14 protein-coding genes are annotated in these 15,945 nt (G+C 42.3%); 3 read left to right on the plus strand and 11 right to left on the minus strand.

Annotated features, from left to right (window positions below):
* Positions 1 to 9: 9 nt before the first annotated feature.
* The 9 genes from K1F36_RS09365 to K1F36_RS09405 are packed head-to-tail and all read right to left on the minus strand — an operon-like array spanning position 10 to position 9,374.
* Complete coding sequence (locus K1F36_RS09365) at positions 10 to 1,368, minus strand: 3-keto-disaccharide hydrolase (protein WP_220113578.1); 1,359 nt, start codon at positions 1,366 to 1,368, stop codon at positions 10 to 12.
* A gap of 41 nt (positions 1,369 to 1,409) precedes the next feature.
* A complete protein-coding gene (locus tag K1F36_RS09370) occupies positions 1,410 to 2,705 on the minus strand; it encodes a TRAP transporter large permease (protein WP_220113579.1) in 1,296 nt (431 codons plus the stop codon).
* Positions 2,706 to 2,710: 5 nt separating this feature from the next.
* Entirely contained in the window at positions 2,711 to 3,169 is a 459-nt protein-coding gene (locus K1F36_RS09375) for a TRAP transporter small permease (RefSeq protein WP_220113580.1), read from the minus strand.
* Positions 3,169 to 4,149 (minus strand): TRAP transporter substrate-binding protein, encoded by a 981-nt coding sequence (locus K1F36_RS09380; protein WP_220113581.1) that lies wholly within the window; start codon positions 4,147 to 4,149, stop codon positions 3,169 to 3,171. Before K1F36_RS09380 ends, K1F36_RS09375 begins: the two co-directional genes overlap by 1 nt.
* Entirely contained in the window at positions 4,149 to 4,823 is a 675-nt protein-coding gene (locus K1F36_RS09385) for a bifunctional 4-hydroxy-2-oxoglutarate aldolase/2-dehydro-3-deoxy-phosphogluconate aldolase (protein ID WP_220113582.1), read from the minus strand. The genes K1F36_RS09380 and K1F36_RS09385 overlap by 1 nt, the downstream gene beginning before the upstream one ends.
* Before the next feature lie 9 nt (positions 4,824 to 4,832).
* Positions 4,833 to 5,879 carry a sugar kinase gene (locus K1F36_RS09390; RefSeq protein WP_220113583.1) on the minus strand — a complete coding sequence of 349 codons (1,047 nt, stop codon included), beginning with the start codon at positions 5,877 to 5,879 and terminating at the stop codon, positions 4,833 to 4,835.
* 15 nt (positions 5,880 to 5,894) lie between these two features.
* On the minus strand, positions 5,895 to 7,301 hold the full coding sequence (gene uxaC / locus K1F36_RS09395; RefSeq protein ID WP_220113584.1) for a glucuronate isomerase: 1,407 nt from the start codon (positions 7,299 to 7,301) through the stop codon (positions 5,895 to 5,897).
* Entirely contained in the window at positions 7,301 to 8,485 is a 1,185-nt protein-coding gene (gene uxuA / locus K1F36_RS09400) for a mannonate dehydratase (protein WP_220113585.1), read from the minus strand. The genes uxaC and uxuA overlap by 1 nt, the downstream gene beginning before the upstream one ends.
* A 34-nt stretch (positions 8,486 to 8,519) precedes the next feature.
* Positions 8,520 to 9,374, minus strand: a complete 855-nt coding sequence (locus tag K1F36_RS09405) for an SDR family oxidoreductase (protein ID WP_220113586.1) — start codon at positions 9,372 to 9,374, stop codon at positions 8,520 to 8,522.
* A 131-nt stretch (positions 9,375 to 9,505) separates the two neighbouring features.
* Here K1F36_RS09405 and K1F36_RS09410 point away from each other — a divergent pair, with 131 nt between their 5' ends.
* The 3 genes from K1F36_RS09410 to K1F36_RS20330 all read left to right on the plus strand — a co-directional run bounded on the left by K1F36_RS09410 (position 9,506) and on the right by K1F36_RS20330 (position 13,440).
* Positions 9,506 to 10,174 (plus strand): NUDIX hydrolase, encoded by a 669-nt coding sequence (locus K1F36_RS09410; RefSeq protein ID WP_220113587.1) that lies wholly within the window; start codon positions 9,506 to 9,508, stop codon positions 10,172 to 10,174.
* A 1,271-nt stretch (positions 10,175 to 11,445) separates the two neighbouring features.
* Positions 11,446 to 11,856, plus strand: coding sequence for a hypothetical protein (locus tag K1F36_RS09415; protein WP_067034506.1), 411 nt, complete (start codon positions 11,446 to 11,448; stop codon positions 11,854 to 11,856).
* A gap of 102 nt (positions 11,857 to 11,958) precedes the next feature.
* Positions 11,959 to 13,440, plus strand: a complete 1,482-nt coding sequence (locus tag K1F36_RS20330; protein ID WP_313790068.1) for a trypsin-like serine protease — start codon at positions 11,959 to 11,961, stop codon at positions 13,438 to 13,440.
* Positions 13,441 to 14,015: 575 nt separating this feature from the next.
* Here the strand turns inward: K1F36_RS20330 and mobB are convergent.
* Both mobB and K1F36_RS09430 read right to left on the minus strand, forming a co-directional pair.
* Complete coding sequence (mobB, locus tag K1F36_RS09425; protein ID WP_067034499.1) at positions 14,016 to 15,038, minus strand: MobB family relaxase; 1,023 nt, start codon at positions 15,036 to 15,038, stop codon at positions 14,016 to 14,018.
* A gap of 5 nt (positions 15,039 to 15,043) precedes the next feature.
* A complete protein-coding gene (locus tag K1F36_RS09430) occupies positions 15,044 to 15,628 on the minus strand; it encodes a BfmA/BtgA family mobilization protein (RefSeq protein ID WP_127138628.1) in 585 nt (194 codons plus the stop codon).
* Positions 15,629 to 15,945 lie beyond the last annotated feature (317 nt).

Below are 15,945 nucleotides of genomic sequence, written 5' to 3' on the forward strand. Positions count from 1 at the left end.
AATCCTTCTTTAATCTAGTGGTTTTATTTTGATGTTCTTAAAATTTACACGGTCCCCATGATCCTGTAACAATATATGACCTTTATCGGCTTCGCCAAAGTTGGGCCATTTCTCATACTTGCTTTCGGAGACTAGTTTTCGATATGCATCACTTTTTCGCTCGTACTCCAAAACCTTTGTGCCATTGAGCCAATGCTCCACATGGTTGTTCTTGGAAATAATATGGGCCGTATTCCATTCCCCGATCGGGTTGATGGGCTTATTGATATCAGCTTGAATCAAATCGTATAAAGAAGCTACGGTACGACTACCTTCATGGTTCCCCAATTTTGCATCTGGATGCCTTTCATCGTCCAAAATTTGATATTCCAAACCAATTGAGGAGCCGGGTCCCTTGTTCAAATCCGTGTCCACATAATATTTGATACCACTATTGGCACCTTCCGTCAATTTGAAATCCACTTTGAGCTCAAAATCTCCGTACAACTCCGTGGTTACAATATCACCACCAGCTGCAGATTCCTCTCCCCCAGAAGAAAGAACGGTCAATACACCGTCCTTGATTTCCCATCCTTTATCTGGAAAATCATCCAATCGTGCACCGCGCCAACCTACAGTGGTCTCGCCGTCCCATAACAACTGCCATCCGTTTTTCTCCTCATCAATGGTCAGTTGATTTTTGGTCACGACCGGGGCCAAGGGCATTTCTTTGTTGTATTTTGAAAGACTGTCCGTCAAGATTTTGACATTTTTCCAGGCTATCTCCGTGCCGGCCTTTTGGTCTTTGCCAATACTGTGCACTTGAAGGGCAATAAAGCCGCTTTCTGTTTTGTCATCTATCAAATGTGCCGCTGGAACTCCGTTGATCCAGGTTTGGATCGTATCTCCGATGGCCTCGATGCGATAGTGGTTCCAATCATTCTGTTTGAAGGCCTTTTGTGCCTCGGGATTATCTTCCAAGGTTACGAGCCAACCTCTTCGCCCTTCATCATAAATTCCGGCACTCCATGCCCGATCCGATGGGTCGATCTCAATTTGATAGCCATGCACCCTCCCATTTTGATAATGGGGAAAGCTATTGCTTCGTATTTGGATTCCCGAATTCATGGTGGAATCCACTTTGTAATCCAGCTCCAGAATAAAATCGTCGTACATCCTATCCGTTGTTAAAAAGGAATTGGGCGTATCATGTACCGTAGATCCCACGATGGCATCCTCTTTCACTTCATAATTGGCTTTTCCACCTTTTTGGTTCCATCCGTTTAGGGTACCATCTGACAATTCGACCCATGGGGCTTCGTCTTTTGGAGTATCGGCACATCCCCAACACAGTAGCAATGCCAAGACGCCTAGTTTTAGTTTGTTCATTTTATGTGTCATTAGTTAAAAAATTACATTTTACAATTCGATTATAGACCAAAAAGACCGGGCAACCACAAGGCCAACTCTGGAATATAGGTGATCAGAAAAAGAGCCAGTATCATGGCCGCAAACAAGGGCAACAGGGGCCTGATCACTTTTTCGATGGATGTTTTTGCCACACCCACGCCCACAAATAGTACCGAGCCTACCGGGGGCGTGCAAAGGCCAATGCAAAGGTTCAAGATCATAATGATGCCAAAATGTACCGGGTCAATCCCCAATTTTGTAACTATGGGCAAAAATATCGGGGTAAATATGAGCACGGCCGGGGTAATGTCCATAAAGATACCCACTATCAGCAAGATTATATTTATGATGAGCAATAGGGCAATTTTGTTATCGGTAACAGACAATAGTCCAGAACTGATTTCCTGCGGTATATGTTCGAAGGAAAGTGCCCATGACATGCTCATAGAGGCCGCTATCAAAAGCATCACAACAGCGGTGGTGGCCGAAGCATTCAAAAAGATATTGGGTAGTTTTTTGAACGTTATCTCTTTATAGACAAAGCCCAGTATCATACTGTAGAGCACCGCAATGGCGGAAGCTTCGGTGGCGGTAAACACACCGGCCACGATGCCCCCAATGACCAAAACCAACAGGAACAGGCTTGGTACGGCATCAACAAACGTTTTAAAAACCTGTTTTAATGAGCTTCGTTGTCCCTTGCCGTAGCCTTTCCTCTTGGCCCAGAACATGGCGACCACCATCAACAATAAACCGGTAATCAAACCAGGGATGTATCCGGCCAAGAAAAGAGCGGCAATGGATGCACCTCCACTTGCCAAGGAATACACGATCAATACATTGCTTGGAGGAATCACCAACCCTGTCGTAGCCGAGGTAATGTTGACGGATACCGAAAAACCCTTATCATAGCCTTCTTTTTCCATTTCCGGTCCCAGAATGCTTCCCATGGCCGAGGCCGAGGCCATCGCCGAACCTGCAATGGCGCCCATGAACATCGCCGATATAATATTGATCAGGGCAAGCCCTCCGGGCAATGCCCCCACCAAGCTTTTGGCAAAAGCTATCAAACGGTGGGCAATTCCCCCATGGTTCATCAGTTCCCCTGACAATATAAAAAATGGAATCGCCAACAGGGCGAAACTATCCAAGCCCGTGGCCATTCGTTGGGATATGGTGGCGAATGCGGGCAGCATGGGCAAACTGACCAGTAGGGTCAACATAGATGAAATGGCTATGCTCCACGCCACAGGAGTACCAATGGCCAAAAGCCCCACAAAACTGATGATCAAAACTAGCAAGGGTATATATTCCATAAGGCTCAATCCGTTATTATATCCACGACTTTGTTATAGGTCACTATCAATCCGCTCAAGGGAATCACGACATATACATACGCCAAGGGCAACCCCAATGCCGGGGAGTGCTGTTTGAGTTCGTACGTCGTATACACCAACCATCCGCCGCCTGTCACCATTGCCGCCAGACAGAACAGGATAATAAAACCGGACACTGTTCTTTTTAATATCCTTTGGTTTTTGGCATTGGCCCGTTTGGCCAATACATCGATGGCAACATGACCATTTTTCCCCGATACATAGGCCGCTCCCAATAACCCCAACCAGATCATAAGAAATCTGGCAAGTTCATCCGTAAAGGCACTTGGTGTACCCAGAACATATCTACTGAACACCTGCCAAAGCACATTAAGTACCATTAGACTCATTAACAATACTAGCAAGTGCGCCAAAATATTTTCCAATGTCCTTTTGAGTCCCATCAATTTGCCAATGATTTGATTTGTTCTATCATGTTGTTCAATGCTTCGTCCTCTTCGTAGGTCCGGTACATTTCCTTTGTCATTTCGATAAACGGTTTTTTGTCCGGATATGAAACCTCTACACCAGCTTCCTTGATTTTTTCCAACGCTTCAGCCTCGGATTCGGCCCACAATTTCCGCTGATGCGCCAGCGACTTTTTCACTGCTTTGTCGAGCCAACCTTTTTCCTGTTCGGAAAGGACATCCCAAAACTGGGTACCAACGATCAAGACATCTGGCGAAAATGTATGTTCGTCCAGCGAATAATATGGACAAACCTCATAATGTTTGGAAAGGTAAAAACTGGGAAGATTGTTCTCCGCTCCGTCCACCACGCCTTGTTGTAGGGATGTGTAGAGCTCTCCCCACGAAATGGGGGTCGGGGAGCCTCCGAGACTTTTGACCATATCCATTGCGGTAATACTCTCCATCACCCTTATCTTGAGACCCTTTAGGTCATCTGGCGCAGTTACGGCTTCTTTTTCGGTATAAAAACTTCTAAACCCGGCATCGTAATATCCCAAACCTTTCAATCTGAATTGTTCGGCATTGTCCAACAATGATTGTCCGATCGGACCATCCAACACCTCAAATGCGTGTTCCCGACTCTCAAAAAGATAGGGCAGCCCCAATATTCTGGTCTTCGGGGCAAAATTCTCCAGGGTGGCGACAGATACCTTGGTCATATCAAGACTGCCCAATTGAATCAATTCCAAGATCTCTCGCTCAGTGCCCAATTGTTGATTGGGGTAGATTTCGATTCGAAGCTTTCCTTTTGAAACACTATCAAGGTCTTCCCCCATTTTCACCATGGCCCTGTGTACTGAATGGTTAATGTCCAGACCATGTGCCAACCTAATTGTTCTAATGCCTGAGGTTTCTTCGCAACCGAGGGCGAAAAACAACGTGCACAATAAAATGGTGGCTTTGAGGTGCTTCATTATTTCTCTCTTCTGATTTTTTCTATCAATTTTAAGGTGTCCGTCACTTTTTTCTCCAATCCTTCAAAATCTTTTTGCTCTAGAACCTCTTTGGAAATCAATTTCGAACCCATTCCCACACAAGTTACTCCTGCATCAAACCAAGCCCGAAGGTTTGCCTCCTCTGTACTGACCCCTCCAGTGGGCATGATACTTGTCCAAGGCTGGGGTCCTTTGATGGCTTTTACAAACCCTGGGCCGTAAGTAGACCCGGGAAAGAGCTTGATGAGTTCACAGCCCAATTCTTCTGCCTTGTTGATTTCAGTTAAAGAGCCACAACCCGGAGACCAAAGTACTTTCCTGCGATTGCACACTATGGCGATATCTTCCCTTAAAGACGGGGTCACCACAAAGCTTGCTCCCATTTGCATGTACATGGATGCTGCAGCTGCATCTGTAATGGAACCAACTCCCATCATCATACCAGGCAGCTCCTTCATTGCGTATTTGTTCAGCTCCGAGAATACTTCAAAGGCAAAATCGCCACGAGCGGTGAACTCCATCAAACGGGCACCACCATCATAGCATGCCTTGAGCACCTTTTTCCCTATTTCGATATCGGAATGATAGAACAACGGTACCATACCCGTTTCCTGTATTACCCGAACTACTTCCAATCTTGTATACCTTGCCATTTTATTTTTTTATCGGGATACTCTCCCAGAGGCATCGCCCCCCATCAATTTCTCAACTTCTGCAACGGTGGCCAAATTGGCGTCCCCTTTTATCGTATGCTTTAAGCATGAGGCCGCTACAGCAAAGTCCAATGCTTTTTGGTCGTCGCCGGGCCAGTTCAGCAATCCATAGATAAGACCACCCATGAAGGAGTCACCTCCCCCAACACGGTCCACGATGTGTGTGATCTGGTATTCTCTGGAGGTATACATGGTGCTGCCATCATACAGCACGCCGGCCCATGTATTGTGCGAAGCTGACAAAGACCCCCTCAATGTTGTAATGACCTTTTTTGCGTTGGGGAACCTTTTCATCATCTGTTGGCAGACCGATAAAAAAGCATCCGCCTTTACATGCTCGCCCTGCGTGGTAATGTCCAGTCCCTCGGGTTTGATGCCGAAGTGTTTTTCCGCATCCTCTTCATTTCCCAAAACAATATCGCAATACGAGGTCAGTACGGACATGATCTCTTCTCGCTTGGCGTCGTCACAATATTTCCAAAGTTTGGCCCGGTAGTTCAAATCCGTCGATATGGTAACCCCATGTTTTTTTGCGATTTTCACTGCCTCGATACAGGCATCTGCTGCTCCCTGCGATATCGCCGGTGTGATGCCTGTCCAATGGAACCATTCCACATCCTTGAACACACTGTTCCAATCTACCATACCAGGCTCTATCTCCGCCATGGCAGAATGCGCTCTATCGTAGACCACCTTGCTGCCCCTGCTGACCGCACCTGTTTCCAAAAAATAAATACCCAAGCGGTCTCCTCCATAAACAATGTTATCGGTACCGACACCTCGCTTTCGCATCTCCATCAGGGCACATTCCCCAATATCATTTTTTGGCAATCGGGTCACAAAATCCACTGGCACACCATAGTTTGCCAGGGAAACTGCGACATTGGACTCCCCTCCGCCATAGACTACATCAAAACTGTTGGCCTGCGAGAACCTCAAAAATCCTGGTGGGGCCAAGCGAAGCATTATTTCCCCGAAGGTTACTACTTTTTTCATCCTATTACTTTTGTTTTAGTTATCTCCTAAATTAAAATAGGCTTTGGCATTTCTATAAGAAATGTCTTGGACCAATCCGCCTATGTATTCGATATCATTGGGCACAAGCCCTTTTTTTATGTCATTCCCCAATATATTGCACAACAATCTCCTAAAGTATTCGTGTCTGGGAAAGGATAAAAAGCTTCGAGAGTCAGTAAGCATGCCCACAAAACAACTGAGCAACCCCATATTTGATATCGCATTCAACTGTTTTTCCATACCATCCAGTTGATCGTTGTACCACCATCCTGAACCCATTTGCATCTTCCCCCGTACACTGCCATCATTAAAATTTCCCACCATTGCGGCAAAAACCTCATTAAGGGCGGGGTTGAGGTTATAAAGAATTGTCTTGCCGAGCTGTCCCGTATTTTCAAGGGTATCTAAAAATTTGGCCAGATTGATGGCCTGTGGAAAGTCACCTATCGAATCAAAACCGGCATCAGGTCCTAACTGGTCGAATTTTCTTTTGTTCGTATTTCTCAACGCTCCCAAATGGAATTGCTGTACCCATCCCAATTTATGGTATTCTCGGCAAAGATGGATCAAGGTCTCAAAGGTAAAGTATTGTTTCTCTTCTCTTTCCAAGGGAAGGCCATTCAATAGCTTTCCAAAGATGACCTCAATATCATAGCTTTTCATTTCAAAATGATACAACTGTTCGAGACCATGGTCGGAAAGGCGGCAACCTTCTTGATGAAAATATGCCATTCTTCTTTTGAGGCTCGTGATCAAATCCTGATAGTTGGATATTGGTGTTCCCGATACCTCTCCCAACCTTTCCAAATAGGCCCTGTAGGCACTATTGTCCTCTATGGCATATGCTTTATCGGGCCTGAAGGTTGGCAGCATCTTTAGCGAGGCATTCTTTTTCGCTGTGCTACGGTGGTGTTCCAAAGCATCGATGGGATCGTCCGTGGTGCAGATGACCTCTACGTTGCACTGTTGCAACAGTCCCAATGCACTATGGCTCTTCTCTTGCAGTTGTTCTTTGGTATCCTCATAAATACGTCCCGCGTTTTTTCCGGTAAGCAGATCATCGATTCCAAAGTAACGTTTTAGTTCCAAGTGTGTCCAATGATATAAGGGGTTTCTTAGGGTGTAAGGAACTGTCTCGGCCCATTTTTGAAACTTTTCCCTTTCCGATGCATCACCGGTAATACAAGCTTCATCAATACCACAAGCTCGCATTGCCCTCCATTTATAATGATCATCCGTCAACCAAGCCTCAGCGAGATTTTTAAACTGATGATTATTGTCCACATGTTCGGGCGACAAATGGTTATGGTAATCGATTATGGGCATTTCCTTGGCATAGCCGTGGTACAGCTCCTCTGCTTGTGGCGTCTCCAATAAAAAGTTCTCTTTTATGAATGTCATTATAGCAGGGATTTTTCGATGCCGTACATGAGTCCCCTTAATTCCGCAAGGCCACGAAGGCGCCCTATAGCGGAGTACCCTGGATTCGTTTTCTTATGGATATCGTCCAACATTTGGTGCCCATGGTCGGGCCGCATGGGCATACGTTGGTTCTTTGCGTTTTTTTCCTTGCGCCCAAGCTGTTCTTTGAGCAATTCGTACATTACCCCGTACATATCCACATCTCCATCCAGATGGTCCGCTTCATAAAAATTGCCAAGCGCATCTCTTTTCGTGCTTCTTAGATGTATAAAATTGATTTTTTTTGATAAACGACGGGCCATGCCCACAAGCTCATTGTCCTCCCTAACACCATAAGACCCCGTGCAAAAACACAGTCCATTGTGAGGGCTGTCGTAGGCCGCAAGCAGTTTTTGGGCATCCTCCTCCGTGCTTACCACTCTTGGGAGGCCCAAGATAGGGTATGGGGGATCATCGGGATGTATGGCTAAAAACACCCCGGATTTTTCCGCGATCGGGCCAATCTCCTTGATAAAGCTGTACAGGTTGTTTCTAAGTTCCTCTTCTCCAATATCCCGATACATGTCCAAAGCCTTTTGAAATTGTTCCACCGTATATCCTTCCTCTGCCCCTGGAAGACCGGCAATGATGTTTTGCACTAAACGATTCTTTGCATCCTCGTCCATCAATCCGAATGCTGTTTTGGCCATTTCAATGGTTTCCCTGGAATAATGGACAAAGGCTTCCTCTCGATTTAAGATAAAGAGTTCAAAGGCGGCAAATTGAACGGCGTCAAAACGAAGTGCATAGGAACCATCTGGCATTTCATAGGACAAATCCGTTCGGGTCCAGTCCAAGATGGGCATAAAATTGTAACACACCGTATCTATTCCGCAAGAACCAAGATTCTCAATGCTCTGTTTGTAATTCGCCATGTATTCCTTATACTTCCCTGTTCGCTTTTTAATGTCCTCGTGAACGGGTATGCTCTCCACTACTGACCAAGTAAGACCATAGGCTGCCAGTTCTTCTTTTCTTTTGTTTATTTCCGATATCGGCCATACTTCTCCATTTGGAATATGGTGCAATGCCGTTACGATGCCGGTTGCGCCGGCCTGCTTTATATCAGCAAGGGAAACGGGGTCTTTTGGTCCGTACCAGCGCCATGTTTGTTCTAACCCCATAATCATTGAATTTTAAAGCTTTTAATTTCTTTTTTTAAACACCACTAAATGCACTGAACCCACCGTCAATGGGAACCACAATCCCAGTAACAAATTTTGACTGGTCGCTGCACAACCATAATGATGTACCTACCAAATCCTCTGGTTCTCCAAAACGCCCCATGGGGGTTTGATCGATAATCGTAGCCCCTCTGGCGGTCAGACCTCCTTCGGGCTCGGTCAACAAACTTCTGTTTTGATCGGTAAGAAAAAAACCTGGGGCCAAGGCATTGACCCTAATATCCACTTTGGAAAAATGGACGGCAAGCCATTGGGTAAAATTGGAAACGGCGGCTTTTGCCCCGCTGTATGCTGGTATTTTCGTAAGCGGTGTAAAGGCATTCATCGAGGAAATGTTCAAAACACTACATCCTTTGCGACCTACCATGTCTTTTGAAAAAACCTGTGTAGGCAAAAGGGTTCCAATGAAATTCAAGTTGAACACAAATTGAATCCCTTCCATGTCCAAGTCAAAGAATGTTTTAAAATCTTTTGCCGTTTTTTTTAAATCTTCCTTGAGCAAATAGGGGTCGCTAGTTGTTCCCAACGGGTGGTTTCCCCCTGCTCCATTGATGAGAATATCGCAGGGGCCGAAATTTTCAGTAATCCTTTTTTTCGCATCTTCCAAACTTTCCCTGTCAAGCACATCAACTTTGACGGCCATTGCACTGTTCCCAGACTTATTAATCATATCGGCAACGGTTTGGGCGGATTCCATATTCAAATCCATCACGCAAACCTTTGCGCCCTGCCCGGCAAAAGCATGGGCCAGTGTACTGCATAAAATACCTCCACCACCTGTAATTGCGACAACTTTGCCTTTCAAATCTTTATATTTGGGATTGTCCATTGGTATTATTTTTTCTTTGAACACAGTTTTAAATGAGGCATAAAAAATATTCTGTGTACTTTTAACATAGTTCCAAATATATAAAATTTAAACACCCACTCGGAGAAAAAGACAATATTTCCTATAAAAAAATGAATACTCAAGAAAAATTACAGGATATTCAAGTAAAATCGGATTCTTTCGAATGTTCCGTCACAGCTGACATAACGGTTTTCGGATATGTTGATGGAAAACTAAAGATCCTTCTTATAAAAAGGTCGTTGGGACATTTTAAAAACCAATGGCACGTTCCCGGAGGGGTCATGGAAGAGCATGAAACTATTGAAGATTGTGCCGCCAAAGTCCTTTATTCCCTAACTGGGTTCAGGGACATACACTTTGAACAGGTAAAGACCTACACGGCTTTGGATAGACATCCGTTGAAAAGGGTCATCACCATCTGTTTCTATGCACTGGTTAAACCGGAGAACCATCCTTTAACCTTAAGGGACAACATTACGAGCATTGATTGGTTCGACATGGACGACATACCCAATAATCTTGGTTACGATCATAAAAAGTTGATCAGCGAAGCGTACTTATTTGTGCAGAACAATTTAAAGCATAGGCTAATCGTTGGCGAGCTTCTTCCAAAGGAGTTTACCCTACAAGAACTGCAGAATCTGTATGAAGATATCTTGGATGTTGAACTGGATAGAAGGAATTTTAGAAAGCGAATATTCCAAATGGATGTATTGGAGAACACCGGAAAGAAAAAGCAGGGGGTGAAAGGAGGTCCATATCTGTACAGGTTAAAGTAATATCCATTTGGATTTTTATCGCATATGCAATTCCCAAATCCTGCAATCTGATATACAGAATGAAAGATTAACTCCATTCAATCGCAACCCTGGATTTAACATATTGAAAATGGTTGAATCCTATGGCTTCCATGGTGCGGATACGCAAGCCATCAAACTATGTCAACAGCTTTCCCAAAAACGAAAAAACCTTGCAAATCAATAAGATATGCAAGGTTTTGTTTTCATTTAAACTTTAAAAGTGGGCGCTGAGGGATTCGAACCTAATTCGCCAACCCTTATGTTTATTACGTTTTTCCTTGCCTATGCTTTTGCTGCTAACCGAATTACAGACCACTTTTGGTAACCTTACTTCGTAGATGTCAAATCTAACTATAAAATATTAAACAAACATATACACCAACTAAACACTAAAATGAGTCGGGATGACTGAATCATCGACGAAATCTTATATTGCCGAAAATCATAGTTTTACCCTGTAACCTTGAAGGAGTTCCCGTTAAAAACACGGAAAGCAAAAAACAACTTTTGAACACAAATTTTATGTATATATGATAACCTAAACATACAAAAATTCTGTTTGAAAAAATTTTTAGGGAAGGCTACAAAAAGGGTGAGGCTAAATTTTAACAAAGATTAGCTCACACAAAAAGATTGATGATAAAAACTGATAAAACTAAATCATATTGATCAGTTAAACGATTTAAGTATCAATATGAAAAATAAAGAACCAAAACTATTGTATTATTTCTAAGTAAGATATATATTTTAAATATGTAGGTTTTTAATTATTAATTTTTTTGTGTAAATTCAAATGTTTCAATTCTAATATTCTTTTTTAATGTAAGATATTCTAGATTAAGAGCTTGCTCAAAAGAAGATGATATTTGCTGCAAAAATTAGCATTTTAAAAGATATTACAAGGAAACTAACTGTATGAAACGGAGATGAAATTGTGGATATATCAAACCGTATTATCAAACATTTTAATACATGGAACGTGCTAATATAGAAGACGGATACTGTAAATTACGCAAGTGAAAGACTTTACAGAAGTCGATTAAACGCTATCTAGTTTTACAGATAAACGCTATCTAGTTTTACAGAAGAACCAATTAAATATAAGCCCTCAAATAATACTCAATAAAGTCAGTCTCAAAACTGCAATTTAGATTCAATACGCAACTAATTAGATTTTTTTACATCCTTTCTAAGGATCTAAACAACTAATTTTATGAAAGTTAGTATTTAATTAATTTAATATTAATGCTATGAAAAACAACACTATAATTATAATCATCCTAATTCCCCTTTTATTATTCGCTGCCTGTTCCAATGGACAAGAAAACAATGATCCTCTGTCAAGTTTAGAGTCATTGTGCATTGAATCTGCAATGGAAACAGAATTAACGGAAGGTGTTCCGGCGATAGTAAAAGTTGTAGAAGAGGGACAGCCATTTTTTAATGGTAATAAAAAGTATTATGAAGTTGACATAGAAACTAATATCCCTGAACTCTTCGAGCTGTATAAAGAAAAAATAATACGAGTTTTTCCAACAAGAAAAATGAATTCGGATGTTGGTGAAGAAGTTTTTATCAAAGGAAAAATATTCTCATGTCTTTCTGGAAATCATGGCCTATTGACCAATGATTTCAAAGGTTTTACTCTTATAAGTGATTAAACCAATTCTTCAAAAAACCAAACATTATGAAAAACTCAAAAAAAAAACCTACTTATCCTATTATTTTTTGCATTCCCCTTAGCATTTGGTCAAAACCGAATCATAGGTGGTAACGATACGACAATCGACCAAAATCCTTGGCAAGTTTCTATGCGGGCAACCAACAACCATCATATTGTAGGAGCTAGAAATAATCATATCTGCGGAGGTTCCATCCTAACATCAGAATGGATTTTAACAGCAGCACATTGTGTGACCAATACAATTAACGGAAACGTTATTGGCGTTAATGAAATAACGATTTCAGCAGGCATAACGCAACGGAATGATTTAACCACAGGGCAGTACAGAAATGTCGCTCAAATTGTCAGGCACCCAAATTACAATAGCATAACTTTTGAAAATGACCTAGCTTTAATCAGACTTACAGCTCCATTGAATTTTAATAGTGATGTACAACCTATTAAATTAACGGATGAAGCATTTGATTCATCACCAAGTAATACTGCAAGAGTAACGGGATGGGGACTTACTACTGATAACGGTTTCCCATCAAACAATCTTCAGACATTGGATATGCCAATCATTTCCAGCAGTAGTGCAAATAGCCAAAATACGGGCTCCGTACAAGTCACATATAATATGATAGCACTTAGATTGGCTAATGCAGGAGTGGCCCCAGGTGACAGTGGCGGTCCTGCAACCGTGTTGAAAAGTGGCCAACGCTTTTTAATTGGCTGTTCAAGTTGGGGAGAGGCACCCAAGGATAACAAGCCCACAATTTATACTCGACTTTACAACTATAGAAATTGGATTGACAACTTCGTGGCTTTTCCATATATTTCTGGAAATAGTTTATTGTGTAATACGAATACCTCTTATACTTTACATAATGGCACTGGAAACATTACATGGTCGTCATCCAGTAATATTCAGGTCGTTTCCGGTAGCAATTCACAAGTTACAGTAAAAGCTTCGAGCTCAACATCTTCCGGTAATGGATGGATACGTGCAACCTCTTCTCATGGCTATACGATTACCGAACGCTTGAATGTGAACCAAAATGCTGGTCAATCCCCAATGACCGTAACTATTTATAATGTCAACAGCAACTATATTGACATTACCGCTAATGGAGGCAGTGGGGAAACCCCATATTCTTGGTATATTAACAATTCCTTTTATACAAACACCACCGGAAGAACATTGACCAAGTACTATACTGAAAGCTCCATAAGGGTAGAAGTAAGAAATGACAATGTTTGCAATACGGGTACCCATAGTGCATATTATACAGGACAAATCCCTGGACGCTATTATTTTAGAGTGAGTCCAAATCCAGTAAAAGACTACTTAACAATAAGTGAAATTTCTCCACTTGAAGAAAGGAAGCTGGGATTAAGCAACCAAAAGACATTCGAATATATACTTTCTGATTTCCAAAGTAACATATTTCTTCAAGGCAAAGGTGAAATTGGAACTTCTGGTTTTGATTTAGACTTGAATGGACTTAAAAAAGGATTGTACATTCTTGAAATTATATCGGAAAGAGAAAGGGAGACCCATAAAATCATTAAAGAATAGAAAGGTTCTCATAGATAATAAGTAAGAGCAAAGCCAAGCATCCGATTTGAAAATCGGATGTTTTTGATGTAATACAAATCGTTCATTCCATTTTATCCATTTAAAAAACATAAAGAAATATAAATAAAATAGGAATCAAGCTTATTTGGACTCCACTTAAACAATAAGTTAATTCGAGTTAAGTGATTTTATCTAGTGCTGAAATTCAGCAATTCGCTCAACAACTGAGACTACATATTTTTCAAAAACGTATAATCAAAATACCAGTTACTGTTCACATTTTTTTTATCCAATCTATCGTGCTTAAAAAATCAAAAGTTATTTGTCATAGCCTAGTATTGCTAATCCAAGGTGTAAATCTTCAACTAAAAGTGGACTGAACTTGGTCTAAAGTTAAGTGATGGCTTTGTAGCCTTCCCTAAAAATGCAACCTTCCCTTAAAACCGAACTGTTTACAAAAAGAACCCCAAATCTTACCTCCAACTTTTGCGCATGGATCCTATCGGGGTTTTGTAGCGTTCCGATAGATAAGCGTGAAGCAAAAACTCGGTAGGGCGCAACCTACTTTTTGGATTTCAGTAGCCCATATCCTCACCTGTGCCCCTCGCCTTATCGATTCCCCTACCTAGAGCTTTGATGATCTTTGCCGCCATTTGTACTTTATTGGTCGGCATACTGGGAGCTTTGACACCCATGGTTTTAAGAAGTTTAAAGGCCATGTCCTTTTCCTTGGTGGGCAGCCCCATGACTTTGGCAAAGAACTTCCCCGGTTCCTTGGCATGGGCCTTTCTCCCAACGTAGGATTCCACATAGTTCCTTTTAAATCCCGTTGTTTTATCAAAAGTCTTCTCCGCTGATTGGTAAAAACTATCCCTGTCAAATCCTCTCTTGACCGTCTTTCCATTCAGTTCCACTTCCGATGCCTTGTGCTTGGCCATCGGGGAAAGCGTATAGGTGTTCGTAACATCCCTTCTGCTGACTATGATATGGATATGGGTCTGAGGCCCCTCTTTCTGCATCCCAGCGGCCACAAGCTGTCCGTTCTGTTTGTGAGGGGCCAATCTTGTTTGCTCTGCTATCCTTTTTTCAAGCTCTTTGACATTCCCAACGGACTCGCCCCGTTCCACTTTCCGTACCTCGTTCCTTAGCCTTGCTATTTCTCCTCTGTAAGGTGCATTCTCCTGAACCTGCTTATCGAAGCCCCTGTAGGTGCGTTCGCGCTCTATCTTGGCGTAATATTTCAAGTTCTCGGCCTTGACCTCTTGGTTCCTATGGAAACTCTTGGCATAGTCCTCCATGAGCTTCCTTGTGTATTCCCTTAGCATATTTGGGTCATTGCCTATGGCCTTTAGTTCCCTTTGGTTGGGACTGACCACTATGGAATAGAATTTCGGGTCTTTCTGCCTCAGTTTGGCCGTGTTGGCATCTATTTCATCGATGACCGTTTGAGTGCTTACGCTGTCGCTCTCTTGGTCAAAGAACTCTTCCCTTTGTTCGGGCAATCTATCCTCGTTTTCCTTTTCCAGATAGTCCACATAGTTCCCTACACTGGAGTTGTAGGTACTGCCCATTTTCTGTGCCGAGATGGTAAGATACATGAGCGTTATTTTAATTGATGTTTCAAGCTTTCAAAATCCCCGATGCCCATATTGATTTTGAGATATGGCTTTCCCATCATGGGTTCCACCTTCTCAACATTTTGAAGCATTTCATTGCAATGCTTTTTATAGCTTTCAAATTCTTTTAGCATTCTGTCATGCTCCACTTTTGGAACGGTGTTTCTAGGCTCCAAAAAATCCATTCGCTCTTCTCGTATCTTGACGGGTTCACGTTTAGGTTTCCTCCCGTCCCTCACATATGCCTCATAAAGGATCAACATCATTTCATAGGTGGGCCGGATACTGGTCTTTTCCATGTTCTTGATAATGGCGATGAGCCTATCGAATTTTTTCATCATCTGACGCTCCAGCTTTTTGATATTGTCAACGATGATCTTGGTTCCCTCCCCAAAAGGATCAAGGTTGTTCTCCTTGAAGTAGCATACCATTCCATCCAATACCTCACTATGCGATTTGCCGAACTTTTTAGAATAACTGCGAAAGCGTATGGCCGTCTCCTTCTTTATGGTGATGTTGGAATAACCACCGCTTCCTTTCTTAGTTCTATCATTGGTTGATTGCTTTTCCATAGGTGCGATTTTGTTTTTTAGTGAAATTGCGTCAATTTTTTCGTCAAAAACTTCCAGTGTTTACAGGGCCTCCCGAAGGGTTTACTGTAGATTTCGGAAAAGTCTACTGTAGCCCCAGATTTTGCACAGTATTCCAAAACCTACTCAATTAACTGGTTTTCAACTTATTGAAGACCCGAAAACAACCGTGATGGCGCAAATTGCGCATCACCCTCTTGCTATTCTCTACGTCCCGCAAGCGGGACCGAATAAATACAAGCTGATTTGAAAATCAGCTGCACTATTAATGTTATTATTTGATGAGTAGTTTTTCCAAA

The sequence above is a fragment of the Flagellimonas abyssi genome (assembly GCF_019457905.1).
GTDB classification, from domain to species: domain Bacteria; phylum Bacteroidota; class Bacteroidia; order Flavobacteriales; family Flavobacteriaceae; genus Flagellimonas; species Flagellimonas abyssi.

Bases quoted from the DNA above. Each gene is read 5' to 3' on its own strand.
- K1F36_RS09415 (WP_067034506.1), top strand. From the start codon at position 11,446: ATGAAAAACAACACTATAATTATAATCATCCTAATTCCCCTTTTATTA.
- mobB (WP_067034499.1), bottom strand. From the start codon at position 15,038: ATGTATCTTACCATCTCGGCACAGAAAATGGGCAGTACCTACAACTCC.
- K1F36_RS09410 (WP_220113587.1), top strand. From the start codon at position 9,506: ATGAATACTCAAGAAAAATTACAGGATATTCAAGTAAAATCGGATTCT.
- K1F36_RS09385 (WP_220113582.1), bottom strand. From the start codon at position 4,823: ATGGCAAGGTATACAAGATTGGAAGTAGTTCGGGTAATACAGGAAACG.
- K1F36_RS09375 (WP_220113580.1), bottom strand. From the start codon at position 3,169: ATGGGACTCAAAAGGACATTGGAAAATATTTTGGCGCACTTGCTAGTA.
- K1F36_RS09370 (WP_220113579.1), bottom strand. From the start codon at position 2,705: ATGGAATATATACCCTTGCTAGTTTTGATCATCAGTTTTGTGGGGCTT.
- uxuA (WP_220113585.1), bottom strand. From the start codon at position 8,485: ATGGGGTTAGAACAAACATGGCGCTGGTACGGACCAAAAGACCCCGTT.
- K1F36_RS09405 (WP_220113586.1), bottom strand. From the start codon at position 9,374: ATGGACAATCCCAAATATAAAGATTTGAAAGGCAAAGTTGTCGCAATT.
- K1F36_RS09430 (WP_127138628.1), bottom strand. From the start codon at position 15,628: ATGGAAAAGCAATCAACCAATGATAGAACTAAGAAAGGAAGCGGTGGT.
- uxaC (WP_220113584.1), bottom strand. From the start codon at position 7,301: ATGACATTCATAAAAGAGAACTTTTTATTGGAGACGCCACAAGCAGAG.
- K1F36_RS09380 (WP_220113581.1), bottom strand. From the start codon at position 4,149: ATGAAGCACCTCAAAGCCACCATTTTATTGTGCACGTTGTTTTTCGCC.
- K1F36_RS09365 (WP_220113578.1), bottom strand. From the start codon at position 1,368: ATGAACAAACTAAAACTAGGCGTCTTGGCATTGCTACTGTGTTGGGGA.
- K1F36_RS09390 (WP_220113583.1), bottom strand. From the start codon at position 5,879: ATGAAAAAAGTAGTAACCTTCGGGGAAATAATGCTTCGCTTGGCCCCA.